19 protein-coding genes and 2 pseudogenes are annotated in these 19359 nt (G+C 68.8%); 13 read left to right on the top strand and 8 right to left on the bottom strand.

The genetic code is table 11. The features are described 5' to 3' along the window. Nucleotides 1-85 precede the first annotated feature (85 nt). The 9 genes and pseudogenes from ACYVLQ_RS29410 to ACYVLQ_RS29370 all read left to right on the top strand — a co-directional run bounded on the left by ACYVLQ_RS29410 (nt 86) and on the right by ACYVLQ_RS29370 (nt 9549). Nucleotides 86-1003, top strand: a complete 918-nt coding sequence (locus ACYVLQ_RS29410; protein WP_460700792.1) for a universal stress protein — start codon at nt 86-88, stop codon at nt 1001-1003. Nucleotides 1004-1033: 30 nt separating this feature from the next. Further along, entirely contained in the window at nt 1034-1636 is a 603-nt protein-coding gene (locus tag ACYVLQ_RS29405; RefSeq protein WP_460700791.1) for a hypothetical protein, read from the top strand. A gap of 147 nt (nt 1637-1783) precedes the next feature. Further along, a complete protein-coding gene (locus ACYVLQ_RS29400; protein WP_460700790.1) occupies nt 1784-2608 on the top strand; it encodes a sigma 54 modulation/S30EA ribosomal C-terminal domain-containing protein in 825 nt (274 codons plus the stop codon). Next, a complete protein-coding gene (locus tag ACYVLQ_RS29395; protein WP_460700789.1) occupies nt 2605-3516 on the top strand; it encodes an ABC transporter ATP-binding protein in 912 nt (303 codons plus the stop codon). The genes ACYVLQ_RS29400 and ACYVLQ_RS29395 overlap by 4 nt, the downstream gene beginning before the upstream one ends. Next, a complete protein-coding gene (locus tag ACYVLQ_RS29390; RefSeq protein ID WP_460700788.1) occupies nt 3513-5135 on the top strand; it encodes an ABC transporter permease in 1623 nt (540 codons plus the stop codon). The genes ACYVLQ_RS29395 and ACYVLQ_RS29390 overlap by 4 nt, the downstream gene beginning before the upstream one ends. A 205-nt stretch (nt 5136-5340) precedes the next feature. Next, nucleotides 5341-6258 (top strand): cation-transporting P-type ATPase, encoded by a 918-nt coding sequence (locus ACYVLQ_RS29385; RefSeq protein WP_460700787.1) that lies wholly within the window; start codon nt 5341-5343, stop codon nt 6256-6258. A 347-nt stretch (nt 6259-6605) separates the two neighbouring features. Then, nucleotides 6606-7040 (top strand): spore germination protein GerW family protein, encoded by a 435-nt coding sequence (locus tag ACYVLQ_RS29380; protein ID WP_460700786.1) that lies wholly within the window; start codon nt 6606-6608, stop codon nt 7038-7040. Between the two features lie 265 nt (nt 7041-7305). Continuing rightward, nucleotides 7306-7761 carry a pyridoxamine 5'-phosphate oxidase family protein gene (locus ACYVLQ_RS29375; RefSeq protein ID WP_460700785.1) on the top strand — a complete coding sequence of 152 codons (456 nt, stop codon included), beginning with the start codon at nt 7306-7308 and terminating at the stop codon, nt 7759-7761. 117 nt (nt 7762-7878) lie between these two features. Then, nucleotides 7879-9549 (top strand): annotated as a pseudogene (locus ACYVLQ_RS29370) (SulP family inorganic anion transporter). A 49-nt stretch (nt 9550-9598) separates the two neighbouring features. On the opposite strand, the gene ACYVLQ_RS29365 reads toward ACYVLQ_RS29370, so the two are convergent. Then, on the bottom strand, nt 9599-10117 hold the full coding sequence (locus ACYVLQ_RS29365) for a flavodoxin domain-containing protein (protein ID WP_460700784.1): 519 nt from the start codon (nt 10115-10117) through the stop codon (nt 9599-9601). 313 nt (nt 10118-10430) lie between these two features. Between ACYVLQ_RS29365 and ACYVLQ_RS29360 the strand changes: the two genes are divergently transcribed. Next, the gene (locus ACYVLQ_RS29360) at nt 10431-10853 is read left to right on the top strand and encodes an Hsp20/alpha crystallin family protein (protein ID WP_460700783.1); all 423 of its coding nucleotides are present in this window, start codon (nt 10431-10433) and stop codon (nt 10851-10853) included. Between the two features lie 125 nt (nt 10854-10978). Here ACYVLQ_RS29360 and ACYVLQ_RS29355 read toward each other — a convergent pair whose 3' ends face one another. After that, entirely contained in the window at nt 10979-11626 is a 648-nt protein-coding gene (locus tag ACYVLQ_RS29355; RefSeq protein WP_460700782.1) for a response regulator, read from the bottom strand. Nucleotides 11627-11835: 209 nt separating this feature from the next. On the opposite strand from ACYVLQ_RS29355, the gene ACYVLQ_RS29350 reads away from it, so the two are divergent. Next, a complete protein-coding gene (locus ACYVLQ_RS29350) occupies nt 11836-12276 on the top strand; it encodes a pyridoxamine 5'-phosphate oxidase family protein (RefSeq protein WP_460700781.1) in 441 nt (146 codons plus the stop codon). Nucleotides 12277-12411: 135 nt separating this feature from the next. On the opposite strand, the pseudogene ACYVLQ_RS29345 reads toward ACYVLQ_RS29350, so the two are convergent. The 4 genes and pseudogenes from ACYVLQ_RS29345 to ACYVLQ_RS29330 form a co-directional block, all read right to left on the bottom strand. Further along, nucleotides 12412-12540, bottom strand: a pseudogene (locus ACYVLQ_RS29345) (carbonic anhydrase family protein); the annotation flags it as partial. Next, on the bottom strand, nt 12498-13181 hold the full coding sequence (locus tag ACYVLQ_RS29340) for a carbonic anhydrase family protein (RefSeq protein WP_460700780.1): 684 nt from the start codon (nt 13179-13181) through the stop codon (nt 12498-12500). The pseudogene ACYVLQ_RS29345 and the gene ACYVLQ_RS29340, both read right to left, overlap by 43 nt. Before the next feature lie 288 nt (nt 13182-13469). After that, a complete protein-coding gene (locus tag ACYVLQ_RS29335) occupies nt 13470-14054 on the bottom strand; it encodes a flavodoxin domain-containing protein (protein WP_460700779.1) in 585 nt (194 codons plus the stop codon). 103 nt (nt 14055-14157) lie between these two features. After that, nucleotides 14158-15162 carry an Acg family FMN-binding oxidoreductase gene (locus ACYVLQ_RS29330; protein WP_460700778.1) on the bottom strand — a complete coding sequence of 335 codons (1005 nt, stop codon included), beginning with the start codon at nt 15160-15162 and terminating at the stop codon, nt 14158-14160. Between the two features lie 286 nt (nt 15163-15448). On the opposite strand from ACYVLQ_RS29330, the gene ACYVLQ_RS29325 reads away from it, so the two are divergent. Further along, nucleotides 15449-15688 carry an SHOCT domain-containing protein gene (locus tag ACYVLQ_RS29325; RefSeq protein WP_460700777.1) on the top strand — a complete coding sequence of 80 codons (240 nt, stop codon included), beginning with the start codon at nt 15449-15451 and terminating at the stop codon, nt 15686-15688. Between the two features lie 227 nt (nt 15689-15915). Further along, nucleotides 15916-16839 carry a universal stress protein gene (locus tag ACYVLQ_RS29320; protein WP_460700776.1) on the top strand — a complete coding sequence of 308 codons (924 nt, stop codon included), beginning with the start codon at nt 15916-15918 and terminating at the stop codon, nt 16837-16839. Here the strand turns inward: ACYVLQ_RS29320 and ACYVLQ_RS29315 are convergent. Next, nucleotides 16836-18344 (bottom strand): bifunctional aminoglycoside phosphotransferase/ATP-binding protein, encoded by a 1509-nt coding sequence (locus ACYVLQ_RS29315; protein ID WP_460700775.1) that lies wholly within the window; start codon nt 18342-18344, stop codon nt 16836-16838. The genes ACYVLQ_RS29320 and ACYVLQ_RS29315 overlap by 4 nt on opposite strands. An 11-nt stretch (nt 18345-18355) precedes the next feature. Next, nucleotides 18356-19336 (bottom strand): Acg family FMN-binding oxidoreductase, encoded by a 981-nt coding sequence (locus tag ACYVLQ_RS29310; protein ID WP_460700774.1) that lies wholly within the window; start codon nt 19334-19336, stop codon nt 18356-18358. Nucleotides 19337-19359 lie beyond the last annotated feature (23 nt).

The raw sequence follows: 19359 nt of genomic DNA, 5'->3' as shown, positions 1-19359 counted from the left end.
CCGCGTCGGGCAGGCGCCGCCGATGCCTATGGTGAGGGTGATTTCCGGATTCGGGGCTGGAAACCCTTGTTACCGAGGAGAAGTCATGGCATTCGATGATGATCGGCACCACCCTGCCTCGGCTCCTGTGGTGGTGGGTGTCGACGACTCCGCCGGGGCCGCTACCGCGCTGCGGTGGGCGGCACGGTACGCGAGCCGGCGCCGGTCTCCGCTCCGGATCGTGCACGGGATGAACCTGGCGATGGTCGGCGCGAGGCTGGGCGCCTACGCGGTCACGGCGGCACCGGCCGCCGATGCCGCCCGAGCGCACGGCAGCGCGGTCGTCGAGCGGGCCGAACGGCTGGCCCGCGAGATCGATGCGGACCTGCGAGTGACCGTCGAGCTGTCCGACGATCGGGCGTCCGCGCTGCTGGTCGGCCGGAGTGCGGAGGCGCACACGGTGGTGCTCGGCGCGACCGGCAGGACGGGCACGCCCGCACATCTGGGCTCCACCCTGCTCGCCGTCACATCGCACGCCCAGGGCACGGTCATCGTCGTCCGCGGCGGCCCCGGCGGCGCGATTCCCTCGACCGGACCGGTCGTCGTGGGCGTCGACGGCAGCGAGATCAGCGAGCCCGCGATCGCGGCCGCGTTCACCGCGGCGGCCGAACGCGAGACGGACCTCGTCGCCGTACATTGCTGGGGCGACTGGAATTTCGGGCGGTACGCCAGGATCGACGATCTGCCGCTTCCCGGCCCGGACCTGGAGGAGAGCGAGGACGCGCTCCTGGCCGAACGGCTCGCGGGGTGGCAGGAGAAGTATCCCGACATCCGCGTCACCCGCAAGGTCTACCTTTCCCATCCCGCGGCGCAGTTGCAGCAGTGGTCGGAGGCCGCGCAGCTGGTCGTGGTGGGCAGCCGGGGCCGCGGCGGATTCGTCGGCCTGCTGCTCGGATCGACCTCCAATTACCTTGTGCAGCATGCACATTGCCCGGTAATGGTGGTCCACCCGGCGAAACGCTGACCTTGCGGCGCGGGCAGGTGCCGGTTCGCCGTGAGTGAGGTACTGCTGCCGTATCTGGCCCTCGTCGGCGTGGTGTTCGCGGTGAATCTGATGCCGGCGTTCGCTCCGCCCAACTCGGTGGTGCTGGTGGTGTTCCGGCTCAACTGGCACCTCGACCCGGTTGCCCTCGTCATCATCGGCGCGCTCACCTCGGGCGCCGGTCGATACATCCTGGCGGCGTCGACCAGTCGCCTCCGTCGCCACCTCAGCCCACGGCGCAAGGCCGGGCTGCAGGCCGCCAACGACTACCTCACCGGCCACCGCGGCCGGTCTCTGGCCGGACTCGGATTGTTTTTCGTGTCCCCGCTGCCGTCGGCGCAGATGTTCGAGGCGGCCGGGCTGCTGGGAGTGCGGCTGCTGCCCATCACCGCTGCGCATGTCCTGGGACGACTTGTCAGCTTCTCCTTCTATCTCGCCGCGACCACCGTCGCCGAGCGCAATCTAAGTGCCACGTTCATCGACTCGCTCACCTCGCCGTACGGCGTCGCCCTCCAGATCGCGCTGGTCATCGCCATCGTCCTGCTCGCCCGCGTCGACTGGACCAAATACCTCCCCGGCACCGGCCCGCGCGGCGTCCGGGATGCGGAGCCCTGAAGGCTTGCCGTTCCCGCGTCCATTCGGTTCCGGAGGTCACCGCGGCGCGGGGGGACGTTGCCCGTCCGCCGGTGGCGGTCGAACGGGCCTGGTCGCGGTGACCTTCTGCTCTCTCGAAGGCGCCGGAAACGGTGGCAGAGTCCTCATATGCAGACCAGTACATCGCCGTCGAAGTCCATCCTGCGGGTCTCCGCCGCGCACCATGTGTCGGCAGCAGGAGCGCAGTATGCGCGTGAGAAGATCAGCCGCGCACTGGATTACGCGTCGGAACCGGTGTTGTCGGCCCGGGTGCGGCTGAGCGGCCACGGCGATCCGGCTGCCGCCGATCCCGTTGTGGCCCAGGCGAATGTGAACATGGCGGGGCGCGCGGTGCGGGTGCAGGTGACTGGCGCGAGCACACGCGAGGCGGTGGATCTGCTGCAGGCGCGGTTGCGGTCGCGGCTGGCGCGATTGTCGCGGAACTGGGAGGCGATACGGGGCAGCCGATCCCCAGTGACTCCCCACGAGTGGCGGCACGGCGACGCCACAAGGGCCCGGCTGCCGTATTTCCCCCGGCCGGAGGAGGAACGTCAGGTTGTGCGGCACAAGTCGTACGCGCTGGCGCACGAGACCGTCGACGAGGCGGCGTTCGACATGGAGATCATGGACTACGATTTCCACCTGTTCACCGAGTCCGGCAGCCGGGTCGGCAGCGTGCTGTACCGCAGTGGCGCCACGGGTTACCGTCTCGCACAGGTCGATCCGCATCCCGGCGATGTCACGCCCGGATCGGTGGCGGTGAGCTTCAGCCCTTGGCCGGCGCCGGAGCTTAGCGTCGAGGGTGCCATTGTCCGGTTGGAGCTCACGGGCTGGCCCTTCGTGTTCTTCCGGCACCGCGGGCTCGATCGCGGCGGCGTGCTCTATCACCGCTACGACGGCCACTACGGGCTCATCACGCCGTCCGAGCCGCACACCGAGAGGAGGACATCATGACCGACACGGCGATTTCGATTGCGGGCCTGACGAAGACGTTCGGCCGGACCAAGGCCCTCGACGGCCTCGACCTGACCGTGCGAGCGGGGGAAGTCCATGGGTTTCTCGGTCCGAACGGTTCGGGGAAGACGACGACCATCCGGATCCTGCTCGGCTTGCTGCGCGCGGATTCCGGGACGGTGCGAGTGCTGGGCGACGACCCGTGGACGGATACCGTCGCGCTGCACGCGCGCCTGGCCTACGTGCCGGGTGAGGTCACGCTGTGGCCCGGTATCACCGGCGGCGAGGTGATCGATCTGATGGGACGGCTGCGCGGCGACCTGGACCGGCGCAGGCGCGCGGAGCTGCTGGAACGATTCGATCTCGACCCGCACCAGAAGGCGCGTGCGTATTCGAAGGGAAATCGGCAGAAGGTCGCGCTGATCGCGGCGCTGGCCTCGCGGGCGGAACTGTTGCTGCTCGACGAGCCGACCGTCGGCCTGGACCCCCTGATGGAAGCCGAATTCCAGCGCTGCGTCGAGGAATTGGCGAACGAGGGCCGTACCGTGCTGCTGTCCAGCCACATTCTCGGTGAGGTCGAGGCGCTGTGCGAGCGGGTCAGCATCATCCGGCACGGGCGGACCGTGGAGACCGGCACCCTCGCCGACCTGCGGCACCTCACTCGCACCACGATCACCGTGGACACCGTCCGGCCCGTGACCGGCCTGGACACGTTGCCGGGTGTGCAGGATCTCGTACGGGACGGTACCCGCGCCCGATTCGATGTGGAAAGCACCGCACTGGACGCGGTGCTGCACGCGGTGGCCGAGCACGGCGTCCGCGAGATCACCAGCGCTCCCCCGACGCTGGAGGACATCTTCCTGCGCCATTACGGAGCCGAGCAGGTCGCGGCGGGAGAGACATCGTGAGCATCCAGACGACCGAGCCGCGAAAAGGTCTGGGCGACAACCTATCGGGCGCGGGGGCACTGCTTCGTTTCGCGGCCCGGCGGGAACGGTTTACGCTGCCCTGGTGGTTGCTGGGAGTGGGATTGCTGCTGGGCTACCAGTCCGCCGGTAGCCAGGCACTTTACGACACACCGGCAAAGCTCGCCCGGTTACGCGAGACCATGACGGGCAACGCGGCGGCTGTCGCCATGGGCGGGCCGACGCGACTGCTGGACACCATCGGTGGCGAGATCCTGTTCGAGATCTTCGCTTACGTCGCGATCGTGGTCGCGTTGATGAATATGTTCCTGATCGGGCGGCACACGCGGACCGACGAGGAGACCGGCCGGGCCGAGTTGATCCGCTCCGCGCGGGTCGGGCGGCGGGCACCGACGGTGGCCGCGCTCACCCTCGCCGGTCTGGCGGACCTGGTCGCGGCGCTGGTGGTGTTCGGCGCCGCGGTGGGGACCGGACTGCCCGTCGGGGGATCCGTACTGCTCGGTGCGTCCGTCGCCGGCGTGGGATTCACGTTCGCGGCGCTCGCCACGGTGGCCGCGCAGGTGTTCGAAAACCCGCGCGGCGTCTACGGTTCCGTCGCGCTCGCGCTGGCGGTGGCCTATGTGGTGCGGGCGGTCGGCGACGTCGGCAGTGGCGTGGTGTCGTGGGCGTCCCCGATCGGGTGGGGGCAACGTACCTATCCCTACGTGGACGAGCAGTGGTGGCCGCTGCTGCTGTTCGCGGGTGCGAGCGCCGTCCTGGTGGCGATCGCCTTCGCACTGCTGGATCGTCGCGATTTCGGCGCGGGCCTACTGGGGTACGGTGTCGGTCGCGCGACCGCTTCGTGGGCGCTCGGCTCGCCGCTGGCCTTGGCGTGGCGGCTGCAGCGCGGCGCGCTGATCGGTTGGGGGATAGGCGTTTTCGCGCTGGGTGCGGCGTACGGATCGTTCGCCGACAGCATCGAGGATTTCCTCGCGGACAACCCGGAGATCGCCCGGTACCTGCCGGGCGGTGCGGCCGACGCGGTCGATGCGTATCTGGCATTGACGATCACGATCGCCGGGTTGCTCGCGGCCGCCTGCGGAATCACCTGTGTATTGCGGGCTCGCGGAGAGGAAACCACGGGACGCGCCGAACCGATCCTGGCGGCCCCGGTCGGCCGATCCGCCTGGTTCGCGGGTTATCTGAGCGTCGCCCTGGTCGGTAGCGGGCTCGTGCTGTTGGCGGGCGGGCTGGGCGAGGGTCTGTCGCACGGTCTGACGGTCGGGGAACCGGGCCAACTGTTGCGCGTCGCCGGAGCGGCGCTGGCCTATCTACCGGCGGTCTGGCTGGTGATCGCCGTCGCTGTCGTCGGATTCGGCTGGCTCCCGGCGATGGCCACCCCCGTGGCCTGGATCGCCTTCGCCTACTGCGTCGTAGCGGTGCTCTTCGCCGACTCGTTCGACCTGCCCGCCTGGTTCGACGACGGCTCCCCGTTCGAACACACACCGCAGGCCCCGCTCGACACCGTCACGGCCACACCGATTCTCGCCCTGCTGGTGACAGGTGCCGCCGGAATCGCCATCGGATTCGTCGGACTGCGCCGCCGCGACATCGGGTATTGAGGTGCGCAGGGACTATCGGTGCGAGCGAGGAGGTGTCTGCCGCCTCGCTCGCCCGGTCGTCATTTGCTGCGGGAACCGATGTAGGTCGCCACGATCACCATGAACGTGATGAGCAGAGCGATCAGCACCGCTGCCATAGGCCAATCCATGTCCTTCTCCTGTCCTCGACGACGGTCTCCGACAACCGTCCCGTGCGGTATTCAGCATGGGCCCGAACATGCCGCGCGAACAGGGCCGGTCGGCCACAGTCGAGGGCCTGATCCCAGGGCGCAGGACCCGGCCGCGGATCGACTTTGGTCTCTGTGCGCGGGGCGCCGGACGCGGGAGTCTCGGAGGCGAAATCGGGGCACGAGGGAGGCACCATGAGCGATGCGCGCACGACGTCGATGCGACCGACCGCCGCGGTCGGCGCCGATGGATCGGAGATCACACCGAGGGTCGTCGCGCGGGGTGGCGCTGGAGGCCGAATCCGGAGCGTCGCCGGTCCCGCAGCCCGGTTGCGCAGGTGACTGGAGTGTCCGGGAGCCGAACCGCGCCAACCGAATTCATCGGACTGTCGGACGAGGAAGCTGCCGTCCGCATGGCACATGACGGCGCGAACGTCCTTCCGCGACGACGGCCCGTGCGCTTGTGGCGGCGCGTGCTCGCACAACTACGCGATCCGTTGATCGTGGTGCTGCTGGTGGCCGCGGCGCTGACCATGGCCACCGCTGACCGGACTGACATGCGCAGAACTGCTCCGGGAATCGTGGCGCCCGGGCGGGGATGCCACACCAGTTGCTTGAGGATGTCGTACTCCACCAGCAGCTTCACCGGTGGGAGCAGCAGCATTGCCGCCGACAGTCGATATCGGCGGGTGACAGCCGCGCCGACCGCGACCACCAGCGGAGCGCCGAGCACGCCGATCAGCTGCGCCGCCCATAGCGGGCGATACAGTGCGTCCGGGGTGGAGTTGATCCAGTGGAAGAGGGTCGATCCGCCGTATCCAGAACGCCGGTCCGGGTCACCCAGACGGCAACTCCGGTCACCGCGGCTCCGCCGAGCGCCCACCCTCCGTACCGCGGCGGACGGAGATACCGCACGGTGCCGTACTGCCTGGTGCGCAGGCGAATTCGCTCGATGATACTCACCTCCGCGCTGTCTCCCACGGGGCGAACCGCCGGTTATCCCGGCCTTCTCAGTCTGGCGGGGCGCCCGGTGTCGTCCCGGAGGCGAAGTTCCTCGGTCGCGGGCCCGAAAGTCATCGCACCCGCGCGCCACTCGGCGCAGGCTGTGCTCGCGCACGATCGGTGCGGCGCGGCACCGTTCACCACGGACCTCGAGGCCGACCCGCCACCGCGCAGGGTGGGCGCAATGCCTTCCGGCGAATCGACTTTGGGCTCTGGCCGCAGCCGGTCCCGCCGAGGAGGCTCGATGATGATGGACGCCATTCGGCGCCGCGACGGAACTCGACCGAGGTTGGATGTGCACATGACGAATACGGAAACACCTGCCACCGTCCGCGACGTAGCTGTGCCCACGGGTGCGGCCGAGGCGGCGACGACGCTGCTGGAGCGGCTGGCGGCACGACTGGGTGGAACAGCCTCGGTGACCACCATATTCGGTGACCCGATAACGGCCGGAGGTGTCACGGTCGTGCCCGTGGCGCGGGCCGGATTCGGTTTCGGCGGCGGTGCCGGACACGACTCGGCCGATGGAAAGGGCGGCGCCGGTGGCGGCGGTGGCGGCGGGGTCGATGTGCGGCCGGTCGGGTTCATCGAGATCCGGGAGGGCGGCGCCGTGTATCGGCCGATCCGCGATCCCTGGGTGGATGTCGCCCTGCCACTGGCCGCGACGATCGCGGGCCTGGCGATACCGCGCCTGTGGCGCAGGCGAATTCGCTCACTGCGCGCCCGCGGCGAGTAGGGCTGCGGGACGAGAAGGAGCTGATCTCCGTCCGCACGCAGGGCCGAAAGTCGTAGGTTGAACGGGCGGAATCCGGTTTCGGATCGGAGTCCCCGGCGCCCGGGGCCGACGGCAAGTTGGACGGATGACCTTCTTCTCTGTCGGCGGTTCGGCGCGGCTGCTGGAATGGGCGGTTGGGAATTGTGGCCGAATTCGAGATACCGAGAGGTTGTTGCCAGTGGGTGCGTTCGAATCAAGCTCGGCCGGCGCGGCCCCGGAGTCCGTGGTGCGTTCCGATGACGCTGGTGTACTCCGTGTGGTCGAGGAGATCGGGCGGGACGAGTCGATGCGGCTGGTGGCGGCCGCACCGTTCGGGCGCGTGGTGTTCACGCGCGACGCGCTACCGGCCGTCCGCCCGGTCAACCATTGCGTAGCGGACGGCGAGGTCGTCATCCGTACTCGTCTGACCTCCCGGTTGACGGACGCGGTGCGTTCCGACCCGGCGGTCGTCGTCGCCTACCAGGTGGACGACATAGACATGGTCCGGCGCACCGGCTGGTCGGTGGTGGTGACCGGCCTGGCCCGCACGGTCACCGATCCGGAGCGCGTCGCCCGCTATGAGGAAATGTTGCGGCCATGGACCGATACGGTCATGGATGCCGTGATCTCCATCGAGCCGACGATTGTCACCGGCATCCGGCTGGTCGAGCAGGGTCCGGCGGTGGACAGGCTCGCTTCCTGACCTGCTTCCCGGCCGATCTACCTGTGATTGTGACCTTGGGCGGTGTCGCCGATGCCGGGGAAGCGCGATGCTTCGGAGATGGAGAATCGGGCCGAGCGCACGAAGCCGAACCGTGCGATGCGGTGGCTGCCGGGGCTCGCGCAGTTCCGCGGGTATCGGCGGGCGTGGCTGCGGTCGGATGCGATCGCGGGGGTGACCGTTGCCGCCTATCTGGTTCCCCAGGTGATGGCGTATGCGACGGTGGCGGGGCCACCGGTGGTGGGGCTGTGGGCGGCGCTCGGCTGATCGGTACCTCGCGTCAGTTGTCGGTGGGGCCGGAGTCGACAACCGCCCTGCTCACCGCTGTCGCGCTGGCGCCGCTGGCGATGGGGGATCCGGGTCGTTACGCGGCGCTGGCGGCGGTCCTCGCCGTGCTGGTGGGCGCGATCTGCCTGGTCGCCGCCGTGGCCCGGCTGGGGATGCTGGCGGATTTGTTGTCGAAGCCGGTGCTGGTCGGGTATCTGGCGGGTACGGCGGGAATCATGATCGCAGGGCAGCTCGAGCGGGTGTCCGGCGTGCCGGTTTCGGGGGAGACCATTCCCGCGCAGGTGCGCTCTTTCGTAGCGAATCTGGCGGAGGTGCATTGGCCGACGGCGACCATGGGCGTCGTCGTGCTGGTGAGCCTGCTCGTGCTGAACAGGTGGTCCGCGCGAGTGCCGGGTCCATTGCTGGTGGTGCTCGGGGCGACCCTGGTCGTCGCCGTATTCTCGTTGCAGCAGTACGGAATCCGAGTCGTCGGGTCGATACCGGCCGGGCTTCCCGTGCCCGGTGTCGATCGGGTGGCGATGTCGGATCTCGTGCAGCTCGTGCTGCCCGCCGTGGGCATCGCGGTTGTCGGATTCTCCGATAACGCACTCACCGCACGGGCCTTTGCCGCCCGGCACGGCCGGACCGTCGATGCCAACGCCGAACTCGGTGCGCTCGGAGCGACCAATGTGGCCGCCGGTGTGCTGCACGGATTTCCGGTGAGCTGCAGCGGGAGCCGCACCACCCTCGCGGATATCGCCGGAGCACGCACGCAGCTGTACTCGATCGTCACGCTGGGCACCGTGCTGGCCGTATTGCTCGGGGCCCGAGGGGTTCTCGCGGGTTTCCCCGCGGCGGCACTGGGCGGGCTCGTGGTGTTCGCGGCGCTGCAGCTGATCGATACGGCCGAGTTCCGGCGCATCGCGCGCTTCCGGCGCAGTGAGCTGGTGCTGGCGGTCGGGACGACGGTGGCGGTGCTCGCCCTGGGTGTGTTGTACGGCGTGCTGGTCGCGGTCGCGCTGTCGATTCTGGACCTGTTGCGCCGGGTGGCGCGGGGCCCACGACGCCGTGCAGGGTTTTGTCCCCGGCCTGGCCGGTATGCACGACATCGACGACTTTCCTGCCGCGGAAACCGTTGCGGGCCTGGTCGTCTACCGATACGACGCGCCGCTGTGCTTCGCCAATGCCGAGGACTTCCGGCGTCGTGCCCTGGAGGCGGTCGAGATGTCGGCGGCGCGGGCGCCGGTGCGCTGGTTCGTGCTCAATGCCGAGGCGAACGTCGAGGTCGACCTCACCGCGCTGGACGCACTGGAACAGTTGAGGGCCGAACTCGTCTCGCGCGGCATCGTTTTCGCGATGGCGCGGGTCAAACAGGATCTGCGTGACTCGCTGGATGCCGCCGGGCTCGTCGACCGGATCGGTGCGGCGCTGCTGTTCCCGACTCTGCCGACCGCGCTCGAGGCGTACCGCCGGGCGACGGGCCCATCCGGCGGTGCCGCGTGACGGTGGACCGCCCGCGTCCCGGTACCCGCCTCCTGGCTCGGAACGCCGGTCAGCGCATCTGGTAGGTCAGCTGCACGGCGATATCGGCTGCCCAGGCCGTGATGCGCTCCCTGTTCCGGAAATCGCCTGCGTGCGTCTTCGCCATCGCCGACGCCGGGAAGCCACGCGCGTCCGGTGCAAGTCTGCCGCCGAAAAGGACGAATTCGCGGGCTCCGAGACGCTCGGCCGTCTTACGAACGGCGTTGGCGCCGGGGATCTTTCCCGGGTCGGGTCGGTCGGCGGAGTCGTCGAGTGGACCGCTGCCGAACAACCAGACCGGTCGTTCGCGCAGTTGCCGCGTGAACCGCCGGGCGAAGCGGCGAGCGTCCCCGTGCCAGCGACCGGCGTAGAGGGCGCCGCCCAGAACGACGGCACAGTAGCTGTCGAGAGACTGGACCTCGTGTGCCGACTTCGCTTCGGCGGCAACGTGTTCGGACCGCAGCTCCGCTGCGATCCACCCCGCGATCTCGGCGGTTCCGCCGCGCTTGGAGCCGTAGGCCACCAGAACCGGATCTTGCTTCATTGTCATCAACCTCCTTGCGTGCCTCATTCGACGCCTCACGGAGGGTGAACGGCCAGTGCCGAAGGTCCTGGCGGGACCGGGCCGAACAGCGTGGCGGCCGAATATGCCGACGCGATCATCCTCGGCTGGTCGCAGCAGCTGGGTCCGGCCGCGCGGACGGTCCGGAAATCGTGGCCGAGGCGACGGTCCCGGTGATGTTGGTACCGCAGGCGCGGGACTTCGGTCATCCCTCCGAGCTACCCGATGCCCTACCCCAAGAATCGGTGAACGCGTGAAATCGACAGTGTCAGAACACTTTTATCCCTCTCGAGGAGTGATCATGAGTCTGCTTCCCGCCCACCGCCGGGGTTCGCTGCTGTCCGAGTTCGCCGACCTGTGGAACGCCTTCCCACCGGGGACGGTACCGGTCTTCGGCACCCATCTGCTGCGGATGGAGGACACCGTCGACGAGGGCCACTACGTGGTGCGCGCGGAGATTCCCGGCATCGATCCGGCGAAGGATGTCGAGGTGTCGGTGCACAACGGCCAGCTGACCATCAGGGCCGAGCGCAGCGAAAAGCATGAGGAGAAGGGGCGTTCGGAGTTCAGCTACGGCTCGTTCGTGCGCACGGTGACGCTGCCGACGGGTGCCCAGGACGAGGGTATCGAGGCCCGCTACGCCCAGGGCATCCTGACCGTCTCCGTACCGATGAAGGAACCGAAGGAACAGGTCAAGAAGGTCGAGGTCACATCCGGCGAATAGCCGGTAGGAACGGCGCGGTCGCGCCGCCATCGCCACCCGAACCGACGGCGTGCGGCCGACCGAGCCCTGGGCCCGCGCACCCACGTGGAGCAGCTCTATCACGTGCTCACCTGCGCGGCCGTGGGTCAGTTCGACTGTGATCGGTCGGAACGCAGTTTCGACGCGTACACCGCCGCCTGAGTGCGACGTTCCATGCCGAGCTTCGCCAGCAGCCGCGACACGTAGTTCTTGACGGTCTTCTCGGCGAGGAACATGCGCTCGGCGATCTGCCGATTGGTGAGCCCTTCGCTGAGCAGATCGAGCAGTTTGCGTTCCTGCTCGGTGAGCGTGGCCAGCGGACCGTCGGGCTCGGTTCCGCGCCGTAACTGCTCCATCAGGGCGGCGGCGGCCCGGTTGTCCAGCAGCGACCGCCCGGCCCCCACCTCCTTGACGGCCTGGGCCAGCTCCATGCCCTTGATGTCCTTGACGACGTAACCGCTGGCTCCGGCCAGGATCGCGTCGAGCATGGCGTGCTCGTCGGTGAAGGACGTGAGGATGAGGCAGTGCAGATCGTCGAGCTTCGACAGCAGGTCGCGGCACAGTTCGATGCCGTTGCCGTCGGGCAGGCGGACATCGAGCACGGCGACGTCGGGGCGCAACGCCGGGATTCGGGCCATGGCCTGGGAGACGTCACCGGCCTCGCCGACCACGGTGAGCTCCGGGTCGCTCTCGAGCAGGTCGGCGAGGCCGCGCCGGACGATCTCGTGGTCGTCGACCAGGAAGACCTTGATCATTGGACAGTTTCCAATCCGAAGTAATGGTGTTGCTGATCACGATATTCCACCGAATCGCCCGCGGAAAACGGACGAAAGTCACCTTTCCTGGATCGCTGACCACCGGTTTCGGTCGGATCGTCAGTGACCTCGTGCCCTACACGCCGCAATCGGGTCGGTAATGGGATGGCGGGAATACATCCCGCCGCGGAAGGTGTTCGGGAGACATCGTGACCGAAGATGCCGTCGACGACAGATCCGGTTGTGCCGTCCTGAAACTGGACCGCGCGGAGTCGATACACCTGCTGGCGAGCACGCCTGTCGGCCGAGTGGTGTTCACCCGCAAGGCATTACCGGATATCCGACCGGTCAATCACGTGGTGGACCGGGGTCTGATCGTCATCCGCACGCGCCTCACCGCCCAATTCACCTCGGCAATTCGCGGCAACTCGCCGGTCGTCGTCGCCTACGAGGCCGACGATATCGACGGAGAACGGCACACGGGGTGGTCGGTCGTGGTGGTCGGGCTCGCCCGCCCGGTCACCGATCCCGACCTCGTGACGCGTTACGAAGGGCTGCTCCACTCGTGGGTCGACAAGGTGATGGACACCGTGATCGTCATCGAACCCGAGATCGTCACGGGTGTCCGCCTGGTCGAAAAGGACAGGTAGACAAATGTTCTCGGCGGTCGTCCGGCGATCACGGATCTTCTCCGGGCACGGCGCCGACGCCGGTCAGTTCCCGGTGCGGATCACGGTTCGGCCGTTGAGCGGCCGGGTCGGCCGGTTGGAGTGAGGGAACAGCGCCCGGTAGCGGTCGACGAGCGCAGCGGGGACCGGGACCGGGCTCCGCAGCACCGTCCAGGAGACGTTTTCACTGCATGGCGGGGTGGTCAGCGACCCCTCGTACCGGAACTGAGTGAGATCCGAGGGCAGGAACCGCCGGAGATCGATCGGCCCGCCATGACGGTGGCGCCGCTGCTGTGCGGAATGTCGGTCAGGACCGGGTCGAAGGCCGAGGGTCCCGGCTCCGGCCGCATGAGCACCGCCAAAACGGCCACCGCGCCGACCGTGTTCCGGTGCACCAGATGCACTTCCATCGCGGTGCCGCGACCGTCGACGGTGTGCTCACTGGGAGCGTGGAAATGGAACTGCACGAGCCGGAACCGCTGCCCGCCGACCAGGATCCGGCAGGCGTTTGCGGCGGGCGGGTCGGCCTGCAGCGTGTGTCCGGTGTTCGTGAGGCCGACTGCGGGGAGCCGGCCGAAGTCGATGCCGATCCGGTCGGCGGAGTCCAGTAGCGTCGCGCTGGGCAGGTCGATGGGAGATTGTTTGCTGCCGCGGGCGCAGGCGAGATAGCGGTAGTCGAGTTCGGCCCAGTGTTCCGGGCCCTCGGCGTCGTAATCCCAATGTGGCGCACCGTCTTCGGGATTCGGTGCGGCCGCTTGAGGCGGATGGACGAAGGTGTCCCATTCGCCCGTCGTACTTCCGCCGGGAATGGCGAGCAAGGTCAGCCCGGCCAGTAGTTGCCTACGCCGGATGTGGCGGGGGCCGGGGGCCTCTGATCGAACCTGCACAAAAGTCTCCTCGAGACCGGATGACCCGGGCCACTTTGTCCGATTCGGGTCGATTGCGCCGAATACCCTTTTGACGCAAGGTATTTCGTACTCGGACCGACCCAAGAGTAGACGGTGTCGCGGCACCGGTCCGCACGGGGTGTGGCCTCGTCCGGCACCTCGGCGATCGCGCGTTGGTAGGTGGGCGGGTTCGTTTCGATATGGGGGATATGAGGCCCATGTCGGCGTCGTACCGGCGCACCGGAGAATTGGAGCCACGCCGTGCGGCGGTGGTAGGAGATACGGGTGTCAGGGGCGATGCCCGGCATCGCGCGGCGCCGGGAACAGGGTGCTCGGCAGCCGGGTGTCGATCCAGACGGTGATGGTGTCGGCCCACTCGGCGATGGCCTGCCAGTCACGGAGATCGCCGAAGCGGCAGCCGAGCAGCCGCACGATGATCCGGGTCAATGCGTCGTCGGGCCGCTGAAGGACACCGGCGAACGGTTGGAACCCCAAGGCGCACATATCTCTTCGCACCGCGGCCACGGCGGGCGGCGTGAGGTGCCTCAGCGGGAAGCCGAGTGGCCCGCGCAGGGCGGGTCCCATGCCGACACTGAACAGCCACGCCGGTCGCATGCGCAGGGCGAGCCCGTGTCGTTCGGTGTACTCGGTGAATTCCGGCAGAAAGGCTCCGTTGTGGATCGCGCTGCCCAGGACGACCGCTTCGAACAGCGTCGGGTCGAGATCCTCGCGCACCGAGGCGACGCGCACATGAGAGCCGTTGTCTCGCAGTCGTTTACCGACGAACTCCGCGATCTCCGCGGTGGACCCGCGGGCGGTTGCGTATGTGACCAGCACCGTGTGTTCGGTGCGGTCGGAACTGTCGGTGCTCATATCCCTACTCTCCGCCGAGGCTCGCTTGCCCGTGAGGGCCTTCCGTTGCGCTCGGGACCGACTTTCGTCGCCTGTTCGCCGAAGTCCCCGCGGTGCTCTGCTGTCACCGATGGTGGATCGTGAGAATGTCGGCCAGCGGGCGGCGCGACGTCGGCGGTAGTTCCGGTTCGTCGGCGGGTGCCGTGCCGATGCGGATCAGCACCTGCGGCAGAGTCTGGTGGGGGAGCAGTTCGGCGATCGCGCGGCGACCGGCGGGCAGTTCGGTGAGATGGGTGACCGCGCACGTCGCGAGTCCGGCGGCCGTGCATTCGAGCAGCACCGCGGACAGCGCCTCGCCGGTGTGCAGCCACTGCGGTACCGACTCGCCGGAGGAGCTGAGCACGACCAGCCGGGCGTGATCGATGAGGTCGGCACGGCGCGCGGAATGCGGCGCCGACGGGAAGGGCCGGTGCACGTCGACGCGCGCCGCCTCGGCATCGGAGATCAAGGCGCTCTGCGGTATCCCTTCCGGGTCGCCGGAATGTCCGGCCCACCAGTGCAGCTCCATTTGATACATGTCGTCGTCGCGGCGTGCGGTCGCGGCCCGCTCCGATATCGCGGCCAGTCGCGCTCGGGCGCTGTCGTCGAGCACATCGAGTTCGATCTCGTGCGGCGACGCGAGCTTGCGCAGGGCGTGTACGACCTCGTCCCAGCCCTCGGGTTCGAGCAGCGGTAACCGGTCGGTGCGCCGCCGGGACATCGCGGCCGCGCGCGCGGCGATGCCCGCGGGCGGGTCGGGCCAAGGCCGGAACTCGACCGCCGCGAGATAGTCGCGCCGGTCCGGGTCGGGCATGCGGGCGGTATCGGTGTGCCAGCCCCCTGCGGCGAAGGCGGTGCGGACGTGGTGCAGCATGGCGCCGCAGCTGATCACCTGCTGGCGGCCGTGCGGATCGGTGGCGAGGAGCTGCCGGTCGATGTCGGTGTGCAGGTGCAGCCGGTTACCGTCGAACGCCCAGCGCCAGGGCTGGGTGTTGTGCACCGAGGGCGCGCGCTGCGCCGACCGCATCACCGCGAGGATCGTCTGGTCATCCGGTGTGATCCGGGTGTCGGATCGGTTCGCTGAGGTCATGGTTCCAGCCTCCGGACGTGATCGGTGTCCTGGTAGAGGTCCTTGCATCCAGGATTGCGGGTCGATGGTCACTTCCGCGCCCGGCCCGGGCCGCCGGTGCGGCCAATGCCCCGATCGCGTCGAGCGGGACTCGGTGGGCCGATACAACTGGAGGGTGCCCGCCGATGTCGTTTGTACTCGCGAGCCGTGGCTATCGGCTCTGCCGCCGGTCGTGGCGGCGGCCGCACTGTGGTGGTAACCGCCTCGATGAAGGAGATGAGCCGCGATGTTCCGGTACGGCCACGAAATGACCGGGTGGGGGTACGCCTGGATGGGGGTCGGCACGGTCCTGTTCTGGGGCCTGCTGATCGCCGGACTCGTCATGCTCGTGCGATACGCCGCCGCGACGGACCGCGGGGCGAGGTATCGTGCCGAGGCCCCCGGCCCCGAGAGGCTGCTCGCCGAGCGATTCGCACGGGGAGAGATCGACGAAGCGGAATACACGAGCCGCCTTACCGCCCTGCGCAACACTCTGACGCCGGGTTGATCGGCAGCGGATACGTCATGCCGGACCGGGCGACTCTCGCTCTCTGCCATATCGAATTGCCTTGTGCGACGGCTCCTTTGCCCGGGAATGATCGTCCCTCAGCCGAACAGGGTGGCGACGGCCCGGCTCGGAACCGGTGTCGCAGGGCCCGGTGGTAGATCGACTTTGGGCCCTGTGCCCGCACTGCTCCGCGAGGGACGCTCGAAGACGAGACTGAAGGAGTCGCCATGACACAGACGGGTGCCCGTCCGACCATTGTGGTCGGTGCCGATGGATCGGAGGTCGCGCTGCAGGCCGTGGTGTGGGCCGCCGTGGAGGCCGCGTTGCACGGCTGCGCGCTGCACATCATCACATCCTTCGGGGTGGACCCGAGGCCCGGGATGGTCTCGATACTGGCCGCGAACGAGCAGCGGTGGCTGCGCGAGGACGGTGAACGTGTCCTGGCCGAGGCGGCGTCGATCGCCCGGCACGCCGTACCCGATACCGAGGTGGTGATCACCACCGAGTTGACGTTCGACATGATCATTCCCACCCTGCTCGAACGATCGGCGCAGGCGCGGATGATCGTGGTCGGCAGCCGCGGCCGCGGCGCGATCCGCCGCACCCTGCTCGGGTCCGTAAGCACCGCGGTCAGCCGCCACGCGCGCTGTCCGGTCGCGGTCGTGCACGGTGACGCGGCCGCGGAAGCGGCCTGGGGGCAGAAGCCGGTAGTGGTCGGAATCGACGGAACGGCCAACAGCGTCCCGGCCGTCGAGGTGGCCTTCGGCGAGGCGTCGCAGCGCAAGGTCGGACTGGTCGCCGTGCACGCCTGGAGTGATATGAGCGGATACGACCTGCCCATCGTCGGCTGGGACGGTATTCGCGAGACCGAGCAGGTGCTGCTGGCGGAGAGCCTGGCCGGTTGGGCGGAGCGGTACCCGGACGTGGCGGTCGAACGAATCGTGGTGTGCGACAGCCCCACTCGCGCCCTGCTGACCCGGTCCGAGGCGGCGCAGCTGCTGGTCGTCGGCAGTCACGGACGCGGCGGTTTCCCGGGCATGGTGCTGGGCTCGACCAGTACGGCGCTGCTGCATCTGGCGCACTGCCCGACGATCGTGGTTCCCGCCAGCGCGGTCCGTACGACACTCGGAGCGGGCTCGGCGGGCGCCTAGGCAGGCGGATCGGCCCGGTTGGAGCGCCGTCGGCCCGAGGGGCCGTCGGTGCTGCCGGGCATTCCGTCGTTCCAGATGCGGACGGCCGCATGTGCGGTGTACTCGAGGGGCAAGGTGGTGTCGAGTCCGACGGCCGTCGGCCAGGGGTCCTGGTCGGCGGCCATCGCGGCTGCGATGGCGGGTGTCGCCTCGGATTCGCCGCCGGACCGGGCGGTGATTCGTTTCGATGCCACCGATTGCGGTGCGGTACAGCATAATTCGATCAGTTCGGAGCCGGTGTCCGCTGCGGTGTGCGCGGCGTACCGGCGTTCGTCGGCGTCGCCCCAACCGGCGTCGAGGACGACCGAGCGACCGGCCTCCAGCAGCGTCTGAGCCTCGGCCCGCAGCACCGCGTACACCTGCGCACGTGCGGAGGGGCTGTAGGCGCCGCTGTTGTACGAGCCGCTCGGCCCGGTCAGTACGCCCTGTGACCGGCGACCGGCCCGGATGTGGTCGCTGGACAGCAGGATCGCACCGGTTCGCTCCGCGAGCGCGCGCGCCACGGTGGATTTTCCGGTGCCGGGGAGGCCGCCGACGAGTGCCAGGCGGACTCTGCCCGCCTCCAGATGCCGCAGCGCGAGTTCGATGTGCCGGGTGGCGTGCTCGGCGGCGTCCCCGCCACCCTGCCGGTGCCGGATGCAGTTCACCTTGGCGCGCACGGCCGCACGGTAGGCGATGTAGTGGTGGCGCAGCGACGCCGGGGCCGGATCGTTTGTGGCGGTCAGGTATTCGTCGACGAGCGCGGCGGCGAGCTCGGGACGGCCTCGAAACTCCAGATCCATGGCGAGGAAGGCGATGTCGTCGAGCCGGTCCACGTGACGGAGCTCGTCGTCGAAGTCCAGGCAGTCCAGAATGCGGAAGCCGTCGGGCAGCACGAAGATGTCACCGGCGTGCAGATCGCCGTGCCCGTCCACGATCCGCGCCGTCGCGATCCGCTTGTCGAACAACGGCTTCCGGCCGTCCAGATAGCGGTTCACCAGGTCGCGCATACGCCGCACATGCTCGGGTGTAATCGGTGGATCGGTGAGTCCACGCAGCAGCGAGGACCATCGTGCGCGCAGTGCGCCCGGCGTCGCGGCACGGTCGATGCCCGGGCCGCGGTCGGCGCCGTCATGGAACCGCACGAGCATTCGCACGAGAGCCGACAGCGTGTCGGCGGTCGTGCCCGGTTCGGCGAGCACCGTCGACAGCCGGTCCGCATCCGACATGCGCCGCATGACGAGCACCGGCTCGCCGGGTCCTCCGGTGGGATCGGTGAGCCGTCCGACACCGAGATAGACATCGGGCGACAGCCGTCGGTTCAGCTCCAGTTCCCGTGCGCACGCCTGCTCTCGGCGGGCGAGGGTGCCGAAGTCGAGGAAGTCGGTGACGACCGGCTTCTTCATCTTGTACGCGCGGTTCCCGCACAGCAGGACCAGCGCCGAATGGGTCTCGTGGAGCAGGGCGAAGGGTTCGTCGGTCGACATACCACCAGCCCCTACGAATTCGACCCGGTCACTCGGAGTATATCGGCGAGAGGCAATCGTGGTGTCGGCGCCGACTCCTCGTGACCCGGCGCTGTTCCCACGCGAATCAGTATTTGCGGCAACATATTTCGGCCCGTGAGTTCACGGACGATGGCGCGGGCACGGGGCACTTCGGTGAGATGTGTGAGGGGGCAGGTGGCATATCCGGCGAGTGTGCATTCCAGCAACACCCGCGACAGCACCTCACCGCACCCTAACCAGTCGTCGGAGGTGTCGCCGTCGGTTGACAAGACCAGGATCGTGGACCGGTCGGCCGCCGACTGTGGCCGGTGTGCGCTGCCGACCGGCAGTGGGCGGCCGATGGCGACGTGTTGTCGTTCCGCGCGGGTGATCAGCGCCTCGCGGGGAATGCCCGCGGAGGCCACGACATGTCCTGTCCACCACTGCAATTCGGCATGGTAATCGGAGTCGTAGCGGCGTAGCGCGGCGCTGAGTTCGGACGCCCCAGTCAGGGCGGGGCGGGCACTGTCGCCGAGGACGTCCAGTACGGCGTCGGCGGGGTCGAAGGTGGTGCGCAGTACGGTCTCGAAGTCGTCCCAGCCCTCCGGGGCGGCGAACGGCAGTCGATCCGTGTATCGCCGCACGATGGCCTCGGCGCGGTCGCGGTCGCCGTCGGTGATGACGCGAGCGCGCTGGAATCGGACGTCGGCCAGGTGGTCGCGCCGATTGGGGTCCGGGAAGCGCCGGATGAAGGTACGCCATCCGGCGGCGGCGAGGGCGGCGTGCAGATGGTCGAGCGCGATGCCGCAGCTGATGATCATCTGTCGTCCGGAGGTGTCGGTGGCGGGGAGCATGCGGTCGGGCACGGAGTACAGCCTCAGTGCGTCGCCGTCGAACACCCAGCGCCACGGCTGGCTGTTGTGCAGCGACGGAGCGCGTCCGGCGAGCAGGACGGCCTTCTCGACGATGTTCCCGGCGGGCACGGTGTTCATGCTGTCGACGCTACGAGCCGGGC

This window comes from Nocardia thraciensis, from assembly GCF_054782435.1.
Note: the sequence above shows the minus strand (reverse complement) of the source record. Positions and strands in the feature narration are given on the sequence as shown.

What these genes read in the sequence shown, in the direction of transcription:
- ACYVLQ_RS29335 (WP_460700779.1), bottom strand. Translation starts at nt 14,054, where the DNA reads ATGAGCACCGACAGTTCCGACCGCACCGAACACACGGTGCTGGTCACA.
- ACYVLQ_RS29395 (WP_460700789.1), top strand. Translation starts at nt 2,605, where the DNA reads ATGACCGACACGGCGATTTCGATTGCGGGCCTGACGAAGACGTTCGGC.
- ACYVLQ_RS29330 (WP_460700778.1), bottom strand. Translation starts at nt 15,162, where the DNA reads ATGACCTCAGCGAACCGATCCGACACCCGGATCACACCGGATGACCAG.
- ACYVLQ_RS29365 (WP_460700784.1), bottom strand. Translation starts at nt 10,117, where the DNA reads ATGACAATGAAGCAAGATCCGGTTCTGGTGGCCTACGGCTCCAAGCGC.
- ACYVLQ_RS29310 (WP_460700774.1), bottom strand. Translation starts at nt 19,336, where the DNA reads ATGAACACCGTGCCCGCCGGGAACATCGTCGAGAAGGCCGTCCTGCTC.
- ACYVLQ_RS29355 (WP_460700782.1), bottom strand. Translation starts at nt 11,626, where the DNA reads ATGATCAAGGTCTTCCTGGTCGACGACCACGAGATCGTCCGGCGCGGC.
- ACYVLQ_RS29325 (WP_460700777.1), top strand. Translation starts at nt 15,449, where the DNA reads ATGACCGGGTGGGGGTACGCCTGGATGGGGGTCGGCACGGTCCTGTTC.
- ACYVLQ_RS29385 (WP_460700787.1), top strand. Translation starts at nt 5,341, where the DNA reads ATGGGCCCGAACATGCCGCGCGAACAGGGCCGGTCGGCCACAGTCGAG.
- ACYVLQ_RS29315 (WP_460700775.1), bottom strand. Translation starts at nt 18,344, where the DNA reads ATGTCGACCGACGAACCCTTCGCCCTGCTCCACGAGACCCATTCGGCG.
- ACYVLQ_RS29410 (WP_460700792.1), top strand. Translation starts at nt 86, where the DNA reads ATGGCATTCGATGATGATCGGCACCACCCTGCCTCGGCTCCTGTGGTG.
- ACYVLQ_RS29400 (WP_460700790.1), top strand. Translation starts at nt 1,784, where the DNA reads ATGCAGACCAGTACATCGCCGTCGAAGTCCATCCTGCGGGTCTCCGCC.
- ACYVLQ_RS29320 (WP_460700776.1), top strand. Translation starts at nt 15,916, where the DNA reads ATGACACAGACGGGTGCCCGTCCGACCATTGTGGTCGGTGCCGATGGA.
- ACYVLQ_RS29380 (WP_460700786.1), top strand. Translation starts at nt 6,606, where the DNA reads ATGACGAATACGGAAACACCTGCCACCGTCCGCGACGTAGCTGTGCCC.
- ACYVLQ_RS29360 (WP_460700783.1), top strand. Translation starts at nt 10,431, where the DNA reads ATGAGTCTGCTTCCCGCCCACCGCCGGGGTTCGCTGCTGTCCGAGTTC.